This is a genomic window from Shimia aestuarii, from assembly GCF_022814865.1.
Lineage (GTDB): Bacteria > Pseudomonadota > Alphaproteobacteria > Rhodobacterales > Rhodobacteraceae > Shimia > Shimia aestuarii_A.
Genome location: NZ_JAKVRD010000005.1, coordinates 182,491 through 197,918 on the forward strand (window position 1 = coordinate 182,491; position 15,428 = coordinate 197,918).

General features: G+C 62.7%; 15 protein-coding genes. 13 read left to right on the forward strand and 2 right to left on the reverse strand.

Annotated features, from left to right (window positions below; genetic code table 11):
- Positions 1 to 22: 22 nt before the first annotated feature.
- From mreC to MK745_RS07370, 6 genes are all read left to right on the forward strand, one after another.
- Positions 23 to 943: a rod shape-determining protein MreC gene (gene mreC / locus MK745_RS07345; RefSeq protein WP_243612635.1), complete on the forward strand. Its 921-nt coding sequence runs from the start codon at positions 23 to 25 to the stop codon at positions 941 to 943.
- Entirely contained in the window at positions 936 to 1,478 is a 543-nt protein-coding gene (locus MK745_RS07350) for a rod shape-determining protein MreD (protein WP_243612636.1), read from the forward strand. Before mreC ends, MK745_RS07350 begins: the two co-directional genes overlap by 8 nt.
- A complete protein-coding gene (mrdA, locus tag MK745_RS07355) occupies positions 1,475 to 3,421 on the forward strand; it encodes a penicillin-binding protein 2 (RefSeq protein WP_243612637.1) in 1,947 nt (648 codons plus the stop codon). The genes MK745_RS07350 and mrdA overlap by 4 nt, the downstream gene beginning before the upstream one ends.
- Positions 3,418 to 4,557, forward strand: coding sequence for a rod shape-determining protein RodA (gene rodA, locus MK745_RS07360; RefSeq protein WP_243612638.1), 1,140 nt, complete (start codon positions 3,418 to 3,420; stop codon positions 4,555 to 4,557). Before mrdA ends, rodA begins: the two co-directional genes overlap by 4 nt.
- A gap of 232 nt (positions 4,558 to 4,789) precedes the next feature.
- The gene (locus MK745_RS07365; RefSeq protein WP_243612639.1) at positions 4,790 to 5,200 is read left to right on the forward strand and encodes a VOC family protein; all 411 of its coding nucleotides are present in this window, start codon (positions 4,790 to 4,792) and stop codon (positions 5,198 to 5,200) included.
- Positions 5,197 to 6,126, forward strand: coding sequence for a 2-hydroxyacid dehydrogenase (locus tag MK745_RS07370; RefSeq protein ID WP_243612640.1), 930 nt, complete (start codon positions 5,197 to 5,199; stop codon positions 6,124 to 6,126). Before MK745_RS07365 ends, MK745_RS07370 begins: the two co-directional genes overlap by 4 nt.
- Before the next feature lie 145 nt (positions 6,127 to 6,271).
- Here MK745_RS07370 and MK745_RS07375 read toward each other — a convergent pair whose 3' ends face one another.
- On the reverse strand, positions 6,272 to 7,063 hold the full coding sequence (locus MK745_RS07375) for an SseB family protein (protein ID WP_243612641.1): 792 nt from the start codon (positions 7,061 to 7,063) through the stop codon (positions 6,272 to 6,274).
- A complete protein-coding gene (locus MK745_RS07380) occupies positions 7,060 to 7,647 on the reverse strand; it encodes a uracil-DNA glycosylase family protein (protein WP_243612642.1) in 588 nt (195 codons plus the stop codon). The genes MK745_RS07375 and MK745_RS07380 overlap by 4 nt, the downstream gene beginning before the upstream one ends.
- Positions 7,648 to 7,754: 107 nt before the next feature.
- On the opposite strand from MK745_RS07380, the gene MK745_RS07385 reads away from it, so the two are divergent.
- The 7 genes from MK745_RS07385 to MK745_RS07415 all read left to right on the forward strand — a co-directional run bounded on the left by MK745_RS07385 (position 7,755) and on the right by MK745_RS07415 (position 15,410).
- The gene (locus MK745_RS07385) at positions 7,755 to 8,099 is read left to right on the forward strand and encodes an ArsR/SmtB family transcription factor (protein WP_243612643.1); all 345 of its coding nucleotides are present in this window, start codon (positions 7,755 to 7,757) and stop codon (positions 8,097 to 8,099) included.
- Entirely contained in the window at positions 8,092 to 9,126 is a 1,035-nt protein-coding gene (locus MK745_RS07390; RefSeq protein ID WP_243612644.1) for a permease, read from the forward strand. Before MK745_RS07385 ends, MK745_RS07390 begins: the two co-directional genes overlap by 8 nt.
- A gap of 149 nt (positions 9,127 to 9,275) precedes the next feature.
- Positions 9,276 to 10,523 carry a Na+/H+ antiporter NhaA gene (locus tag MK745_RS07395; RefSeq protein ID WP_243612645.1) on the forward strand — a complete coding sequence of 416 codons (1,248 nt, stop codon included), beginning with the start codon at positions 9,276 to 9,278 and terminating at the stop codon, positions 10,521 to 10,523.
- A gap of 188 nt (positions 10,524 to 10,711) precedes the next feature.
- Positions 10,712 to 11,371: an ABC transporter ATP-binding protein gene (locus MK745_RS07400; protein WP_243612646.1), complete on the forward strand. Its 660-nt coding sequence runs from the start codon at positions 10,712 to 10,714 to the stop codon at positions 11,369 to 11,371.
- On the forward strand, positions 11,349 to 13,037 hold the full coding sequence (locus MK745_RS07405) for a capsule biosynthesis protein (RefSeq protein WP_243612647.1): 1,689 nt from the start codon (positions 11,349 to 11,351) through the stop codon (positions 13,035 to 13,037). Before MK745_RS07400 ends, MK745_RS07405 begins: the two co-directional genes overlap by 23 nt.
- A 22-nt stretch (positions 13,038 to 13,059) precedes the next feature.
- On the forward strand, positions 13,060 to 13,893 hold the full coding sequence (gene kdsA / locus MK745_RS07410; protein ID WP_243612648.1) for a 3-deoxy-8-phosphooctulonate synthase: 834 nt from the start codon (positions 13,060 to 13,062) through the stop codon (positions 13,891 to 13,893).
- A 20-nt stretch (positions 13,894 to 13,913) separates the two neighbouring features.
- Positions 13,914 to 15,410 (forward strand): phosphomannomutase/phosphoglucomutase, encoded by a 1,497-nt coding sequence (locus MK745_RS07415; RefSeq protein ID WP_243612649.1) that lies wholly within the window; start codon positions 13,914 to 13,916, stop codon positions 15,408 to 15,410.
- Positions 15,411 to 15,428 lie beyond the last annotated feature (18 nt).

The window sequence follows — 15,428 nt, forward strand, 5'->3', positions numbered from 1 at the left end:
ACGAACCTGAGTAGGGGAAAGCTTGGCCCGGGATCGGACACAAGGCGAAGACTATATCGCGCCGCTCAAGCGGCTTCTTCTGGGCGTGCTGATCGTTGTTCTGCTCGGGATCTTCCTCGTCTGGCGCATCGATTCTCCCCGCGTTGAACGCTTCCGCGCCCAAGTCGTCGACCGCGTCATGCCCTCGTTTGACTGGGCCATGACCCCGGTTACGACAACCGTCGCGCTCTTCAGAGACCTGCAATCTTATCAACGCCTTGCCGAGCAGAACCGCGAGCTGCGCCGCGAGTTGCAGCAAATGAAAGCCTGGAAAGAGGCCGCGCTTCAACTCGAACAGGAAAACGCCCGCCTGCTCGATCTCAACAACGTGCGCCTTGATCCGCGCCTGACCTTCATCACCGGCGTTGTTCTGGCTGATAGCGGCTCTCCGTTCCGCCAGTCCGTGCTGCTCAATATCGGGTCGCGCGATGGGTTGGTGGATGGCTGGGCGGCGATGGATGGCATCGGGCTCGTCGGTCGCGTCTCTGGCACTGGTGACAATACAAGCCGCGTGATCCTACTCACCGATAGTTCCTCGCGTATTCCGGTGATCGTCCAACCCTCAGGCCAACGCGGCCTCGTGGTCGGCGACAACACCCCCGCGCCGCATATCGACTTTCTCGAGAACCGCGAACTGGTGCGGCCTGGTGACCGGGTGATTTCCTCTGGCGACGGAGGGGTTTTCCCGCCCGGCCTCCTCGTCGGTCAGGTGGCCAGCGATCCCGGTGGTCGCCTGCGTGTCCGCCTTGCCGCCGATTACGAGCGGCTCGAATACCTGCGCGTGCTGCGCCATCACGGACGCGAACGCATCCACAATCCCGGCGCCCTGATTGGTCCCGAACTGCCTGCTGCCTCCTCTGCCCCTGCCCCGTCGTCCGAGGCCACGGAGGGGGACAATGGCTGAGTCTGGCGCACGCTCTCCGAAATGGCCCATGCGGCTTGCCTATATCGGGCTGTCGCTCCTGTGCCTTGCGCTGGCGCTGCTGCCGTTTCAGACCGTGCCGCGTGGCTGGGCCGGGCCTGACTGGATCATGGTCCTGACCCTCGCATGGGCCGCGCGCCGCCCGGACTATGTGCCGGTGCTTGCTGTGGGCGCCGTGGTGCTCTTGGCCGACTTCCTCCTGATGCGCCCGCCGGGGTTGCTCGCGGCGTTCATGGTCATCGCCCGCCAGGCCCTGCGCAAAAGAACCATCGCACTGCGCGATGCCTCCTTCCCCAATGAATGGCTGACCATTGCTGCGCTGATGATTGCCATCGCGCTGGCAGAACGGCTCGCCTATGCTATCTTCCTGCTTGATCAGCCGCCACTTGGCCTTGCCCTCATGCGCCTTGTGACAAGCATCGTCGCCTATCCGGTTGTGGTCTTCGCCTCGCAGTTCCTGCTTGGCCTGCGCAAACCACAACCTGGCGACGGAGACACCTTTGCGAGGCAGCCATGAAACGCCCCGTTGCAGATACGGCAGAAAGCCATCGTCGCCTGACCCGGCGCGCGCTTCTCCTTGGTGGCGCGCAGATCGGATTCATGGCCATGCTCGGCCTGCGCATGCGGCATCTACAGGTCGATCAGGCCGATCAATACCGCCTTCTGGCCGAGGAAAACCGGATCAACATCCGCCTCTTGCCGCCGACACGTGGCGAGATTTTCGACCGGAACGGCACGCCCCTCGCCGTCAATCAACCCTCCTACCGCATCACCATCGTCCGAGAAGACGCAGGCGACGTGGACAAGGTCATCGACCACCTGTCGACCCTCGTCTCTCTCGATCCGGTAAAGCTCGAACGCGCCCGCACCGAGATGGCCCGGTCGGCGCCGTTCCTACCGGTGACGCTCGCCGATCACGTGAGCTGGGAAGAGATGAGCCGCGTTGCCGTCAATGCCCCCGCCCTGCCCGGCATCACGCCCGAGGTCGGCCTGTCGCGGCGCTACCCGATCAAAGGCGACTTTGCCCATGTCGTCGGCTATGTCGGCCCAGTGTCCGACTATGATCTCTCCAAGATCGAGGACCCGGATCCGCTCCTGCGCATCCCGCGCTTCCAGCTTGGCAAGGTCGGCGTCGAGGCCAAACACGAAGACCTGTTGCGCGGCAAGGCCGGGACCAAGCGGGTCGAGGTGAACTCTGTGGGCCGCGTCATGCGCGAGCTTGACCGCCGCGAGGGCCAGCCCGGCGCCGACCTGCAACTGACGCTGGACCAAACGCTTCAATCCTATGTGCAGGCCCGCCTCGGAGAGGAAAGCGCCGCCGCCATCGTCATGGATTGCGAAACCGGCGACCTACTCGCCCTGAATTCCGCGCCGAGTTTCGACCCCAACCTCTTTGTCACCGGGATTTCCGTCGCCGACTACGGCGCCCTGACCGAGAATACCTATCGCCCGCTGGCCGCCAAATCCGTTCAAGGCACCTATCCGCCCGGCTCGACCTTCAAGATGGTCACCGCGCTGGCCGCGCTCGAAGCGGGAGTCATCGATTCCGAAGACACCGTCTGGTGTCCGGGCCACCTCGAGGTCTCCAACCGCCGGTTTCATTGCTGGAAACGGGTCGGCCACGGGCACATGACCCTGCAACAAGCCCTCCGCGAAAGCTGTGATGTCTTTTTCTACAAGGTGGCGCTCGAGCTTGGCATCGACAGGCTTTCGGCCATGTCGGAACGCCTTGGTCTTGGACAACGCTTTGACCTGCCGCTCTCCGGGATCGCCAGCGGCCTCAACCCGTCTCGCGAATGGAAAGAAACCGTGCGCGGCGCACAGTGGCTGGTCGGCGATACGGTCAACGCGTCGATCGGACAGGGCTTTGTCCTCGCTTCGCCCTTGCAACTGGCGGTGATGACGGCCCGCCTCGCCACTGGACGCGAGATCATGCCGCGCCTCGTGAAATCCATTGATGGCGTCGAGACAGGCGGCGGTCCCGCTGAGCCTCTTGGCGTGAACGAGAACAACCTGCGCCATATCCGCAAGGCGATGTTCGACGTGTCCAACAACCGCCGCGGCACCGCCTACGGTAGCCGCATCATCGACGATGCCTACCGCATGGCAGGCAAGACCGGCACCAGCCAGGTCCGCAACATTACCGCCGCCGAACGGGCCGCCGGGGTGACTCGCAACGAAGACCTGCCGTGGGAGCGCCGCGACCACGCGCTCTTTGTGAACTTCGCGCCCTACGATGCGCCGCGCATTGCCGTGGCCGTCGTGGTGGAACACGGCGGGGGCGGCTCGACCGCCGCCGCGCCCATCGCCCGTGACATTACGCTGCGCGCCTTGCATGGCAGCACACCGCCGCTCGAGGCCTACCCGAGGAAAGACCGCGACCGCATCAAGAGCCAGCAGGAGCGCCTCAACGCCCTGATCCCTGATCGCGACGGCAATGTCGGGGGGGATCGGGTATGAGCTATCTCGAGTATTCGATCAAACATGTCCCCACCGGCCCGCGCAAACTCCTCTACCTGCATTGGCCGCTGATCCTCTTGCTCTGTGCCGTCGCCGGGGTTGGCTTCCTGATGCTCTACTCGGTCGCAGGCGGCAATCCGGATCCATGGGCCGAACCCCAGCTCAAACGCTTCGGCATGGGCCTGACCCTGATGCTCATCGTGGCCATGGTGCCGATCTGGTTCTGGAGTAGCCTCTCGTGGATTGCCTATGGTGGCACGATCCTCTTGCTCATCCTCGTCGAAGTGATGGGCAGCGTCGGTATGGGCGCGCAACGCTGGATTGACCTTGGTTTCATGCGCCTACAACCCTCGGAGCTAATGAAGATCACCCTCGTGATGGCGCTTGCGGCCTATTACGACTGGCTCTCGCCCAATCGCACGTCGCGCCCGCTCTGGCTCTTGCCACCGATCGCGCTCATCCTCCTGCCCACAGCCCTCGTGCTGCGCCAACCGGACCTCGGCACCTCGATCCTCCTGCTCGCGGGGGGCGGCATGGTGATGTTCATGGCGGGCGTCCACTGGGGCTATTTCGCCGCCGTGATCGCCATGGGCGTCGGCCTCGTGACCGCCGTCTTCCAGTCGCGCGGCACGACGTGGCAGCTCCTTAAGGACTACCAATATCGCCGCATCGACACGTTTCTTGATCCTTCAAGCGACCCGCTCGGTGCAGGCTATCACATCACCCAATCCAAGATCGCCCTCGGCTCTGGCGGCTGGACCGGGCGCGGCTTCATGCAAGGCACACAATCGCGGCTGAACTTCCTGCCCGAGAAACACACTGACTTTATTTTCACGACACTGGCCGAGGAATTTGGCTTTGTCGGGGGGATGTCCCTCCTGACGCTCTATGGGTTCATCATCGTCTTTTGTGTCATCGCTGCCCTGCGCAATCGAGACCGCTTTTCTTCGCTCCTCATGCTGGGCATTGCGGCCACCTTCTTCCTGTTTTTCGCCGTCAACATGTCGATGGTCATGGGCATGGCCCCCGTCGTCGGCGTGCCATTGCCGCTCGTGAGCTACGGCGGTTCGGCCATGCTGGTGCTGCTCGTCGCCTTCGGTCTTGTGCAGAGCGCCCACGTGCATCGCCCGCGCTAAGGCGGGCTCCCGCCCCTTTGCCCCGCGGCAAAGCCGCGCCTCAAAGCGTTGGGCGTGGCCCCACGCGCGCCGCGCGCGGGGCCCGCGAGGGGCCAGCCCCTCGCCTTGCTATTGCCTCGGCCAAAGCAAGGCTCACCCCGGAGTATTTTCGCAAAGGTGAAGTTCGGGAGAACGGGTTGCCACCGCGCGCCAGATATGGCCTCACTGGCGAAACGCAGCGAAGGGAACCTCCATGTCGATTTTTCACTTGGCCTATAACGTCACCGACCTTGCCGAAGCGCGGGCGTTTTACGGCGATCTCCTGGGATGCACCGAGGGCCGCAGCACCGAGACCTGGGTCGATTTCAACTTTTTCGGCCACCAGATTTCGCTTCATCTAGGCACCCCTTTCGCCACCGCCGCGACAGGCCATGTCGGCGATCATCTCGTGCCCATGCCGCATCTCGGCGTGATCCTCCCCAAGGCGGACTGGGACGCGCTGGCAGCCCGGCTCGAGGCCGCCGGCGTCGAGTTCGTCCTTGCGCCTTTCACCCGCTTCGCCGGCGAGCCCGGCGAGCAAAGCACCATGTTCTTCCGCGATCCCTCCGGCAATCCGATCGAGATCAAGGGCTTCGCCGATATGTCCGGAGTATTCGCCACATGATCAACGTCCTTTTCGCCGCCCGCCCCGAACGCTGGGCCACCTACGAAACCCCGCTACGCAAAGCGTTTGCCGAGGCTGGTCTCGATGTGGACCTGCGCACTGAATTCGCGCCGGATGAGGTGGATTACATCGTCTATGCCCCCAATGGCGACGTGCAGGATTTCACGCCCTACAGCCGCTGCAAGGCCGTGCTGAACCTCTGGGCCGGGGTCGAGGACGTGGTCTCGAACCCGACCCTGACCCAACCGCTCGCCCGTATGGTCGATCACGGCTTAACCCAAGGCATGCGCGAGTGGGTGGCGGGCCACACGCTGCGCCATCACCTCGGCATGGACCTGCACATTCACGGCCAGGATGGCGAATGGCGCAGCTTCGTACCGCCGCTTGCCGAAAATCGCCCCGTGACGATCCTCGGCCTCGGGGCTCTCGGGCGCGCCTGCGGCGAGACACTGGCAAGTCTCGGGTTCCCGGTCACCGGTTGGAGCCGCAACCCGAAGGAGATCGAAGGCCTGACCTGCCTTCACGGCGCGGATGGCCTGCGCGCCGCGCTCTCCACCGCGGAAATCCTTGTGCTGCTCCTTCCCAACACCCCCGCGACCGAGAACACGCTGAATGCCGAAACCCTCGCGCTCATGCCCAAAGGTGCCTGCATCATCAATCCCGGACGTGGCCCCCTGATCGACGACGACGCGCTCCTCGCGGCGCTCGATACGGGCCAGATAGGCCATGCGACACTTGATGTCTTCCGCACAGAACCCCTGCCGTCGGACCATCCCTACTGGGCCCACCCCAAGGTCACGGTCACGCCGCATATCGCCTCGGAAACCCGCCCCGGCACGGCAAGCGAGGTCATCGCCGAGAATATCCGCCGCGGTGAGGCGGGCGAACCTTTCCTGCACCTCGTCAATCGCGAGGCCGGCTACTAACGCACCCCGACCCGCTCTTCCTCTTGCCGGAAATATCCCGGGGTGAGCGTTGCTTTTGCCGCAGCAAAAGCAACGTGAGGGGCTGGCCCCTGATCTGCGCCAAAGGCGCTCATCCTGTGCGCCGCCGTGGCGGCGCGCCGCTGGACTACCGGAGCTTGGGGGGATTGTCGGGATCGCTACCGGGCATTACCGGCGTGTAGTCGCGCGGCTGTTCCGGCTCGGGCAGGTCAAAGCGCAACCCCACCCGCGCGAGCTGTGCCGAGACCGGGTCACTGCTGGCAAAAAACGCCACATCAAGCGCCCCCGCTTCGATCCCGGAAAAAGTCAGCGCCTCAGACACCGCCTTGGCCAAGGCCCCCTGTGCCGCATCCACCGCATCCACGACCCCAAGAAGATGGCCCTTGGCGCCGCTCTCATAGGTCACACCGACAAGGTAAGCGGATTTCGCCAACCCCGCCGCCGTGGCAAGCTTCTGATCCAGAGCGCTGAGCAAGATCTCCGGCAATCCTGTCGGGCGCTCGAAACTCTCGGCCCGTGCCGCGATCTCGTCCGGCGCATGCGTCAGCGTCTCCGTCAGCCAGCCCAGCGCCTCCGGCGGGATCAGGATCGACGACGGCGCCACCTCGAGATTGACCGCAAGACCGATCCCTTGATCACCCAGCATCGAGGCGATGATCCGCCCCGAGAGCGCCGCATAGGGCGCGGGCTTGCCAACAAATTGCGTCAGGCGCTCCTCGGTGTCGAACACGAGGACAAAGCGGTGATCCGAGAGGTCGAACACCTCCGGCGCGATCTTGTCATCCGCCGCTTCCTTGCTCAGCAGCAGGAAAAGCTCCACATCCGCCAGCCGTTCAAAGAACCGAAGGCGGGCGGCATCATCCTGCGCTGCGGCCTCCATCGCCGCATGCGCGCGGTCCAGCGGGGTTTCTTCACTCATCGCAACACCTCTTCGAGCCTCTGGCGCAGGTCGGGCAAAAGCTCTGCCTCGAACCACGGGTTTTTCCTGAGCCATGCCGTATTGCGCCACGACGGATGAGGCAAGGGGTAGAGCTCCGGCGCATGGTCGCGCCAGCGTCGCACCGTCTCGGTCACACCAAGTTTGCCACCCAGATGCCATTTCTGCGCATAGCCCCCGACAACCAGCGTCAACCGCACCTCGCCAAGTGCTGCCATCACACTTGCCCGCCATGTCTTGGCACAAATCGGCGGCGGTGGCAGGTCACTGCCCTTGGCATCATAGCCCGGAAAGCAAAACCCCATCGGCAGGATCGCAAACATGTCGCGGTCATAGAACAGGGCCTCGTCAATCCCGAGCCACGCCCGAAGCCGATCCCCAGAGGGATCCGTAAACGGTCGTCCGCTCTCATGCACCCGCGCGCCGGGGGCTTGCCCGACAATCAACACCCGCGCGCCGGGCCGGAACCAGACCACAGGCCGCGGACTATGCGCCGTCGCAGTGTCCTTGAACCGCTCGGCGCAAAGACGGCAGGCGCGAATTTCCTGAACCAGATCGTTGCTCATGATGTGCGAGTGTGCGTCAAACGCGGCCGAACGGGAAGAGGCAGTCATTTCGAACATCGTCGAAATAATTCTTGCCCGCCAGAAATCATTTCGATATTTCTAAAAATATGAAACGCGAATCAACAGACGATATCTCGCTCACCGTCGCCGCCTCGACCTTTGCGGCGCTCGGCTCGGAACAACGGCTCTCGGTGCTGCGCGTGCTTGTGCGTGCCGGCGAAGAGGGGCTGTCCATCGGCGAGTTGGGCAACCGCACCGGCGTGACCGGTTCGACGCTGACCCACCACATGAAGATCCTGGCCCAGGCGGGCCTCGTCACCCAACAGAAGCAGGGCCGCTCGATCATTTGCGCAGCGGTCGCTTACGATGAAATCCGCGCGCTTTCCGCATTTCTGCTCAAGGAATGCTGCGCCGATTGCGCGTCTCCGAACAAGGACCACGACCATGGCTGACACGACCCACGGACACACCCCGCTTTCGAGTCGTTGGAAACAGATCGACAAGGCCTGGCTCGCGCTTGTCGTCATCCTCGCCTTGCAGGCCATCTTTGATTTCGCCCATCTCGGCGACACGATCCGCTTTGCGCTCGAGGCCTTGCTTAGCACCGCGCCTTTCATCCTCTTTGCCGTGCTTGCCATCGGCTATCTCAAGGCCTCAGGCGCCGAGAACCTGCTCGCCAAGGCTTTTGAGGGGCGCGAGTTGCGCATGATCGTCTTCGCTGCGCTTCTGGGCGGCCTCTCGCCCTTCTGCTCCTGTCAGGTCATCCCCTTCATTGCCGCCCTTCTTGCTGTGGGCGCGCCACTCTCGGCGGTCATGGCTTTCTGGCTCGCATCGCCCCTGATGGACCCCGCGATGTTCTCGATCACCGCAGGCACCCTCGGCCTTGACTTCGCCATCGCCAAGACTTTCGCCGCCGTCGGCCTTGGCCTCATGGGCGGGGCGCTGACCATGCTCTTTGCCAAATCCGTGGTCTTTGCAGATCCGCTGCGTGAGAAACCACAGGTCGGGGGCTGCTGTGGCGTCAAGAAACCTTTCTCGGGTGCACCGGTTTGGAAATTCTGGGGCGAGGCAGAGCGCCGCGAGAGCTTCCGCGAAGCGGTGGTTGAGAACGGAGTGTTCCTGCTCAAGTGGCTTGCCATCGCCTATGTCATCGAAGCGATCATGATCCGCTATGTCCCGGCAGACCTTGTCGCGGGGATCCTCGGGGGCGCGGGCGTCGTGCCGATCATGCTCGGCGCACTTGTCGGGGCACCGGCTTACCTCAACGGCTATGCCGCCGTGCCGCTGGTCGATGCGCTCCTGCAACAGGGCATGTCGAACGGTGCCGCGATGAGCTTCGTGATCGCAGGCGGCGTAAGCTGTATCCCCGCCGCCATCGCGGTCTGGGCACTGGTGAAACCACGGGTCTTTGCCGCCTATATCGGCTTTGCCATGCTCGGCGCCTTCCTTGCCGGTCTGGCCTGGCAATCCCTCGCCTAAGTCCCTTTGAGACAGAACAAACATGTGCGGCAAAATACTCTTTTTGCCGCACATGGCTTTCTTTGCACCGGGTTTCGTTGCCCGAATGGCGAATTTCGGCTACTCCCTGTTGAACGATAAAAACAAAGAAGACCAACAGTGGAGGCCCCATGTATCGCGTCTGGAATTTTCTGACCGAGTATTCGCTGCTCCTTATTCTCGGCGCGGTGATCGCGCTGGTCTGGGCCAATGTCGATTACACGAGCTATCATGACTTCGTTGAAATGGTCCTCTGGGACCACGCCCCGATTGGCCATGCTCATGGCGAGTATCGCACCCTGACGCTGCACTACCTCGTCAATGACCTCCTCATGGCCTTCTTCTTTGCCATCGCGGCCAAGGAAGTCTGGGAGGCCGTGATCCTCGAGAACGGCAGCCTGCGCGGAAAACGCGCCGCGACGCCGCTCTTTGCCACGGCGGGTGGCATGTTCGGTCCGATCGCCGTCTATCTCGGCCTTGCGATGGTGCTTGGCTCAGATACCTACAACGCTGTCGCCAATGGCTGGGCCATCCCGACCGCGACAGATATCGCCTTCTCCTATCTCGTCGGTCGCCTCGTCTTTGGCGCAGGCCACCCGGCGGTGCGCTTCCTGCTGCTCTTGGCGATTGCCGATGACGCTGCGGGCCTCATTATCCTTGCGATCTTCTACCCTTCGGGCGATCTCGCGCCGGAATGGCTCCTTGTGTCGCTGGCCGCCGCGGTGAGTGTCTTTGTCCTCGCCAACTGGCTCCCGCGTCACCTCGACCGGGGCAAGCAACACCGCCCCAACTCGACCTTCGTGCGCAAGACCCTCTCGTTCCTGCCCTACCTGATCGCCGCCGCCGTAAGCTGGTATGCCTTCATGCGTTCGGGGCTTCACCCGGCGCTCGGCCTCTTGCCCATCGTGCCGACGATCCCCCACGCAGACCGCGCCTTCGGGATTTTCTCCGAGGCCGAAACCCACCTGCATGACCTGTTGAACGAGATCGAACACGCTCTGAAAACCCCGGTCGAAGTCGTCCTGTTCTTCTTCGGCCTCTGCAATGCGGGGGTGCAGTTCTCCTCGATGGGCGACGCCACATGGCTTGTGCTCGCAGGTCTCCTGATCGGCAAACCCGTCGGTATCCTCATCTTCGGCTGGCTCGCCGCCGTGCCATTGCGGCTCGGGATACCGGAGGGCATGCGCATCATCGACCTCGTGGTGATCGGCTTTGTTGCCGCCATCGGCTTTACCGTTTCGCTCTTTGTGGCCTCTGTCGCCTTCGACGCCGGGCCGGTGCAGGATGCGGCCAAAATGGGCGCGCTCCTGTCCTTCGGGGCGGCTCTTATCGCGATCTTCTCGGGAAAACTCTTCCGCGTCGAAAAGCAGGACTTCTAAGGCCAATCCCCCTGAAAACCGCAAGAAACCGGCACCATCGTGCCGGTTTTTTGTCTCTTATCGTCAAATTCTTGCCGCAGAGAGTTGCTAAAAACCTATATAAACAACATTATTGAGGCCCAAGACGCCGTACAGAGCGTTAATCCAAACCCGTTAAAAGGTTGGCCGGAGCAGAGCCGGAGCGTCCAATGCTCGAATTCGACAACGTGAGTAAGTCCTTCTGGACTGGGAGTCAGCGCAAGGTCATCCTTGATCGCGTGTCCTTTCGCGTTGAACTTGGCCGCTCCCTTGGCATCCTCGCCCCGAACGGCACCGGCAAGACAACCCTGATCAACATGATGGCGGGCCTCGAGAAACCCGACGAGGGCGAGATTCGCCGCTCTTGCCGGATCTCTTTCCCGCTCGGTTTCATGGGCGGCGTCGTCAGCAAACACTCCGCCGTCGAGAATAGCCGCTATATCGCGCGCCTCTATGGTCTCGACCCCGACTATGTCGAGGCCTTCTGCCGCTGGCTCTGTGGGCTGGGTGAGTATTTCGAGCAACCCCTCGGAACCTATTCCTCGGGGATGCGCTCTCGTTTCACCTTCTCGTTGCTTTTGGCTCTCGATTTCGACATGTACTTGATCGACGAGGGCATGCCGTCTTCAACGGATGTGGAGTTCAACAAACGCGCCGGTGACGTCCTCAAGGAACGCCTGCGCACCACGACGATCATCATCGTTTCGCACAAACCCAAAGTGCTTGAAAAATTCGCCCGTTCTGCGGCCGTTCTCCTGAATGGCCAATTGTACATGTTTGATACCTTGGAAGAGGCCGCGCAGCTCTATGACTACCAAACCCAAGGCTAAAAAGTTCCGTATCCGGCGCAGTGCGCCGACCTCTGGCACCGGCACCCCCGAGGCCGAGCAAGGCAATGATCTGCCGGCGCATCGCTTTACCGGCGAGATGCCAGAGACGACGCCGTCTCGACAAACCCCGCCACAGACCACAGCCACACCGCCCGCGCCGCAACCGCCGCTCAAGCCAAGCGCCCCGCAGGGCGCACCGCAAAGTCCGGCTCAAGGCGCGACAAGCCCGGATCAGGAAATCGACGCGATCAAACGCGAAGGCCTGACCGGCCGACAGCTGCGCATGGCCCGCCGCATGGCCCAGAAGAATGGCCTTGCCGCAACCTCCGATTATGACGCGGTGCGCCTGTTGCGCGCCAACGGCCTTGACCCGTTCCAGCGCACCAACATGCTCGAGCTGGTGGTGCCGGATGGCGGCACCGGCGGCGACGACGGGGGCCGCGTACAACTGCCCCAAACCCTGCCGATGGGCGGCAATACCCTGCCGTCGACCGAGACCTATTCGCAATCCCCCGCAGAGAAGCGCGCCCGCGAAATTGGCGAGATCCAGCGCGACATCGCCAAGCGCCGCCGCCGCCGTCTCGCGCTCTTGTTCACACGCCTCGCGGTCTTCGTCTTCCTGCCGACGATCATTGCCGGGTGGTATTTCTTCTCCATCGCCACGCCGATGTATGCGACCAAGTCGGAATTCCTCATCCTCCAGGCCGACAATGCGGGCGGTTCGGGCATCGGGTCTTTCCTGTCTGGCACGCAGTTCGCCACCAATCAGGATTCCATCGCGACCCAATCCTTCCTCGTCTCCAAGGACGCCTTGGTGCGGCTCGACAAGGACGAGAATTTCAAAGAGCATTTCGCCGATCCCTCGATCGACCCAATTCAGCGTCTGCCGGAAAACCCGACCAACGAACAAGCCTACAGCCTCTACAAGAAATACGTGAAGGTGGGGTACGACCCGACCGAGGGTGTGATCCGCATGGAGGTTTCCGCCGCCGATCCTGAGGTTGCGGCCCGCTTCTCGCGTGCCTTGATCTCCTACGCGGAACAGCGCGTCGATGACCTTTCCCAGCGCAAGCGCGAAGACCAGATGCGCGACGCCCGCAGGGGGCTCGAGAAAGCCAAGAAAGAGCGCCGCGAAGCGCAGGCACAGCTTGTCTCACTACAGGAAGGCTCGCTGGTGGATCCGGAGGGCCTCATCGCGTCGCTGCGCTCACAGATCTCCAACGTGCAGATCCAGCTTCAGGAAAAAGAGCTGCAACTCGCCGCGCTCGAAGACAACCCGCGCCCCAACCGTGCGCGTGTTGAGGGGGTGAAGGGCGATGTGCGCCGCCTTCAGGATCTGCAAGCCCAACTCGAGGCCAAGATGACCGACGCCACTGCCGGTGGCTCATCTCTGGCCCAGAAAACGGCGCAGATTCAGATGGCGCAGGCCGACCTCGCCACCGCTGATCTCTTGATGCAGACAGCGCTGCAGACACTCAAGCAGACCGAACTCGAGGCCAACCGGCAAGTGCGTTACCTGACAACGAGCGTCGAGCCTGTCGCCTCGCAGGATCCGTCCTATCCGCGCGCATTCGAGGATACGATGCTTGCCTTCCTGATCTTCTCGGGCATTTACCTGATGATCTCGCTCACGGCCTCGATCCTTCGGGAACAGGTCTCCTCCTAATCCAAATGGACTCGTCCACCTGATGAAACAGATTGATATCGCCGGCCTCACGGTCGCCAACGACTTGCCGCTGACCGTCATCGCCGGCCCCTGCCAACTCGAAAGCGCCGACCACGCGCAGATGATCGCGGGCACCATGAAGGAGGCCTGTGACGCCGCCGGGGCGCAATACGTGTTCAAGGCCTCCTACGACAAGGCCAACCGCACGAGCCTGTCCGGCAAGCGCGGTCTTGGTCTCGACGCAGGGCTAAAGGTGTTGCAAGGCGTCAAAGAGGCGATCGGCGTGCCGGTGCTGACCGATGTCCATACCGAGGCCCAGTGCGCCCCCGTGGCCGAGGTCTGTGACATCCTGCAAATCCCGGCCTTCCTCTGCCGCCAGACCGATCTCCTCGTCGCCGCCGCTGCGACCGACGCCGTGGTCAACGTCAAAAAAGGCCAGTTCCTCGCACCGTGGGACATGGACAATGTCGTGGCCAAGCTCGAAGGCTCCGGCACCGAGCGCATCATGCTGACCGACCGCGGCACGTCCTTCGGATACAACACCCTTGTCGCCGATATGCGCGGCCTGCCCCGCATGGCGCAAACCGGCTATCCGGTCATCATGGACGCCACCCATTCCGTGCAACAGCCCGGTGGCCAGGGCGGCTCTTCTGGTGGTCAACGCGAATTTGCCCCGGTCATGGCCCGTGCTGCCGTGTCTCTCGGAATTGCCGGAGTTTTCATCGAAACCCATGAAGATCCGGACAATGCCCCCTCCGACGGGCCGAACATGATACATTTGCACCACATGCCTACCCTAATAGACACATTGATGGCCTTTGATCGTCTGGCTAAGGCTAACCCAATTCAAATCTGATCTATTTGGTGAGACCCCCCATGACCAAACCTGCCGCGACCGTGACCCCGAACACCTGGGAATTCCTGCGCGACCCGATGATGACGCCGACCGGTTTCCGCGAATATGACGCGCGCTGGAAATACCCGGATGAAATCAACCTCCCCGGCATGACGGCCCTCGGCCTCGGCATCGGCACCCAGATGCGCGCCCACGGCCTCGACCCCGTGATCTCGGTCGGCAACGACTACCGCGACTACTCGCTCGCCATCAAGAACGCTCTCATCATCGGCCTCATGCAGGCAGGCATCCACGTCAAGGATATCGGCCCCTGCATCACACCGATGTGCTACTTCTCGGCCTTCCACCTCGGCACGCCCGCCGTTGCCATGGTCACGGCCTCGCATAACCCCAACGGCTGGACCGGGGTCAAGATGGGCTTTGACATGCCCCTGACCCACGGCCCCGACGAGATGGCCGAGCTCAAGGACATCGTTCTGAACGGCAAGGGCGCGCCCCAGCCGGGCGGCTTCTATGAGCCCGTCGCAGGTGTCTGGGACGCCTATATGGACGACCTCGTGGGCGATTTCAAAATGACCCGCAAGCTCAAGGTCGTCTGTGCAACGGGCAATGGCACCGCCGCCGCCTATGCGCCCGCCCTCTTCGAACGCCTCGGCGTCGAGGTGGTCGATAGCCATACCACGCTCGACTACACCTTCCCCAACTACAACCCGAACCCCGAAGCCATGGAAATGCTGCATGACATGGCCGATAACGTGAAGGCCTCTGGCGCCGACATGGCGCTTGGCTTTGACGGCGATGGCGACCGCTGCGGCGTGGTCGATGACGAGGGCGAAGAGATTTTTGCCGACAAGGTCGGTGTCATCATGGCCCGCGACCTGTCCAAGCTCTACCCGGGCTCGACCTTCGTGGCCGATGTGAAATCCACCGGCCTCTTCGCCTCCGACCCCGAGTTGCAGAAACTCGGCGCCAAGGCCGACTACTGGAAAACCGGCCATAGCCATATGAAACGCCGCGTCCACGAGATCGGCGCGCTCGCGGGATTCGAGAAATCGGGCCACTACTTCCTCGCCGGAGACGTGGGTCGTGGCTATGACGACGGCATGCGCGTCGCTGTGGAAATCTGCAAACTGATGGACCGCAACCCGGATATGAAAATGTCCGACCTGCGCAAGGCGCTGCCGAAAACATGGTCCACACCGACCATGTCGCCCTATTGCGCCGACACCGAGAAATACGAGGTGCTCGATCGTCTTGTGCAGAAACTCGTCGCCAAGCACGACGCGGGCGAACCCCTTGCCGGTCGCCCGATCCAAGAGGTCGTGACAGTGAATGGCGCGCGCGTCATCCTCGACAACGGCTCTTGGGGCCTCGTGCGTGCATCGTCCAATACCCCGAACCTCGTCGTGGTCTGCGAAAGCTCTGAGAGCGAGGCCGAGATGCGCGCCATCTTCGCCGACATCGACGCCGTGATCCGCACCGAACCCTCGGTTGGTGACTACGACCAGACGATCTGAACGTGACCACGGGCCGGG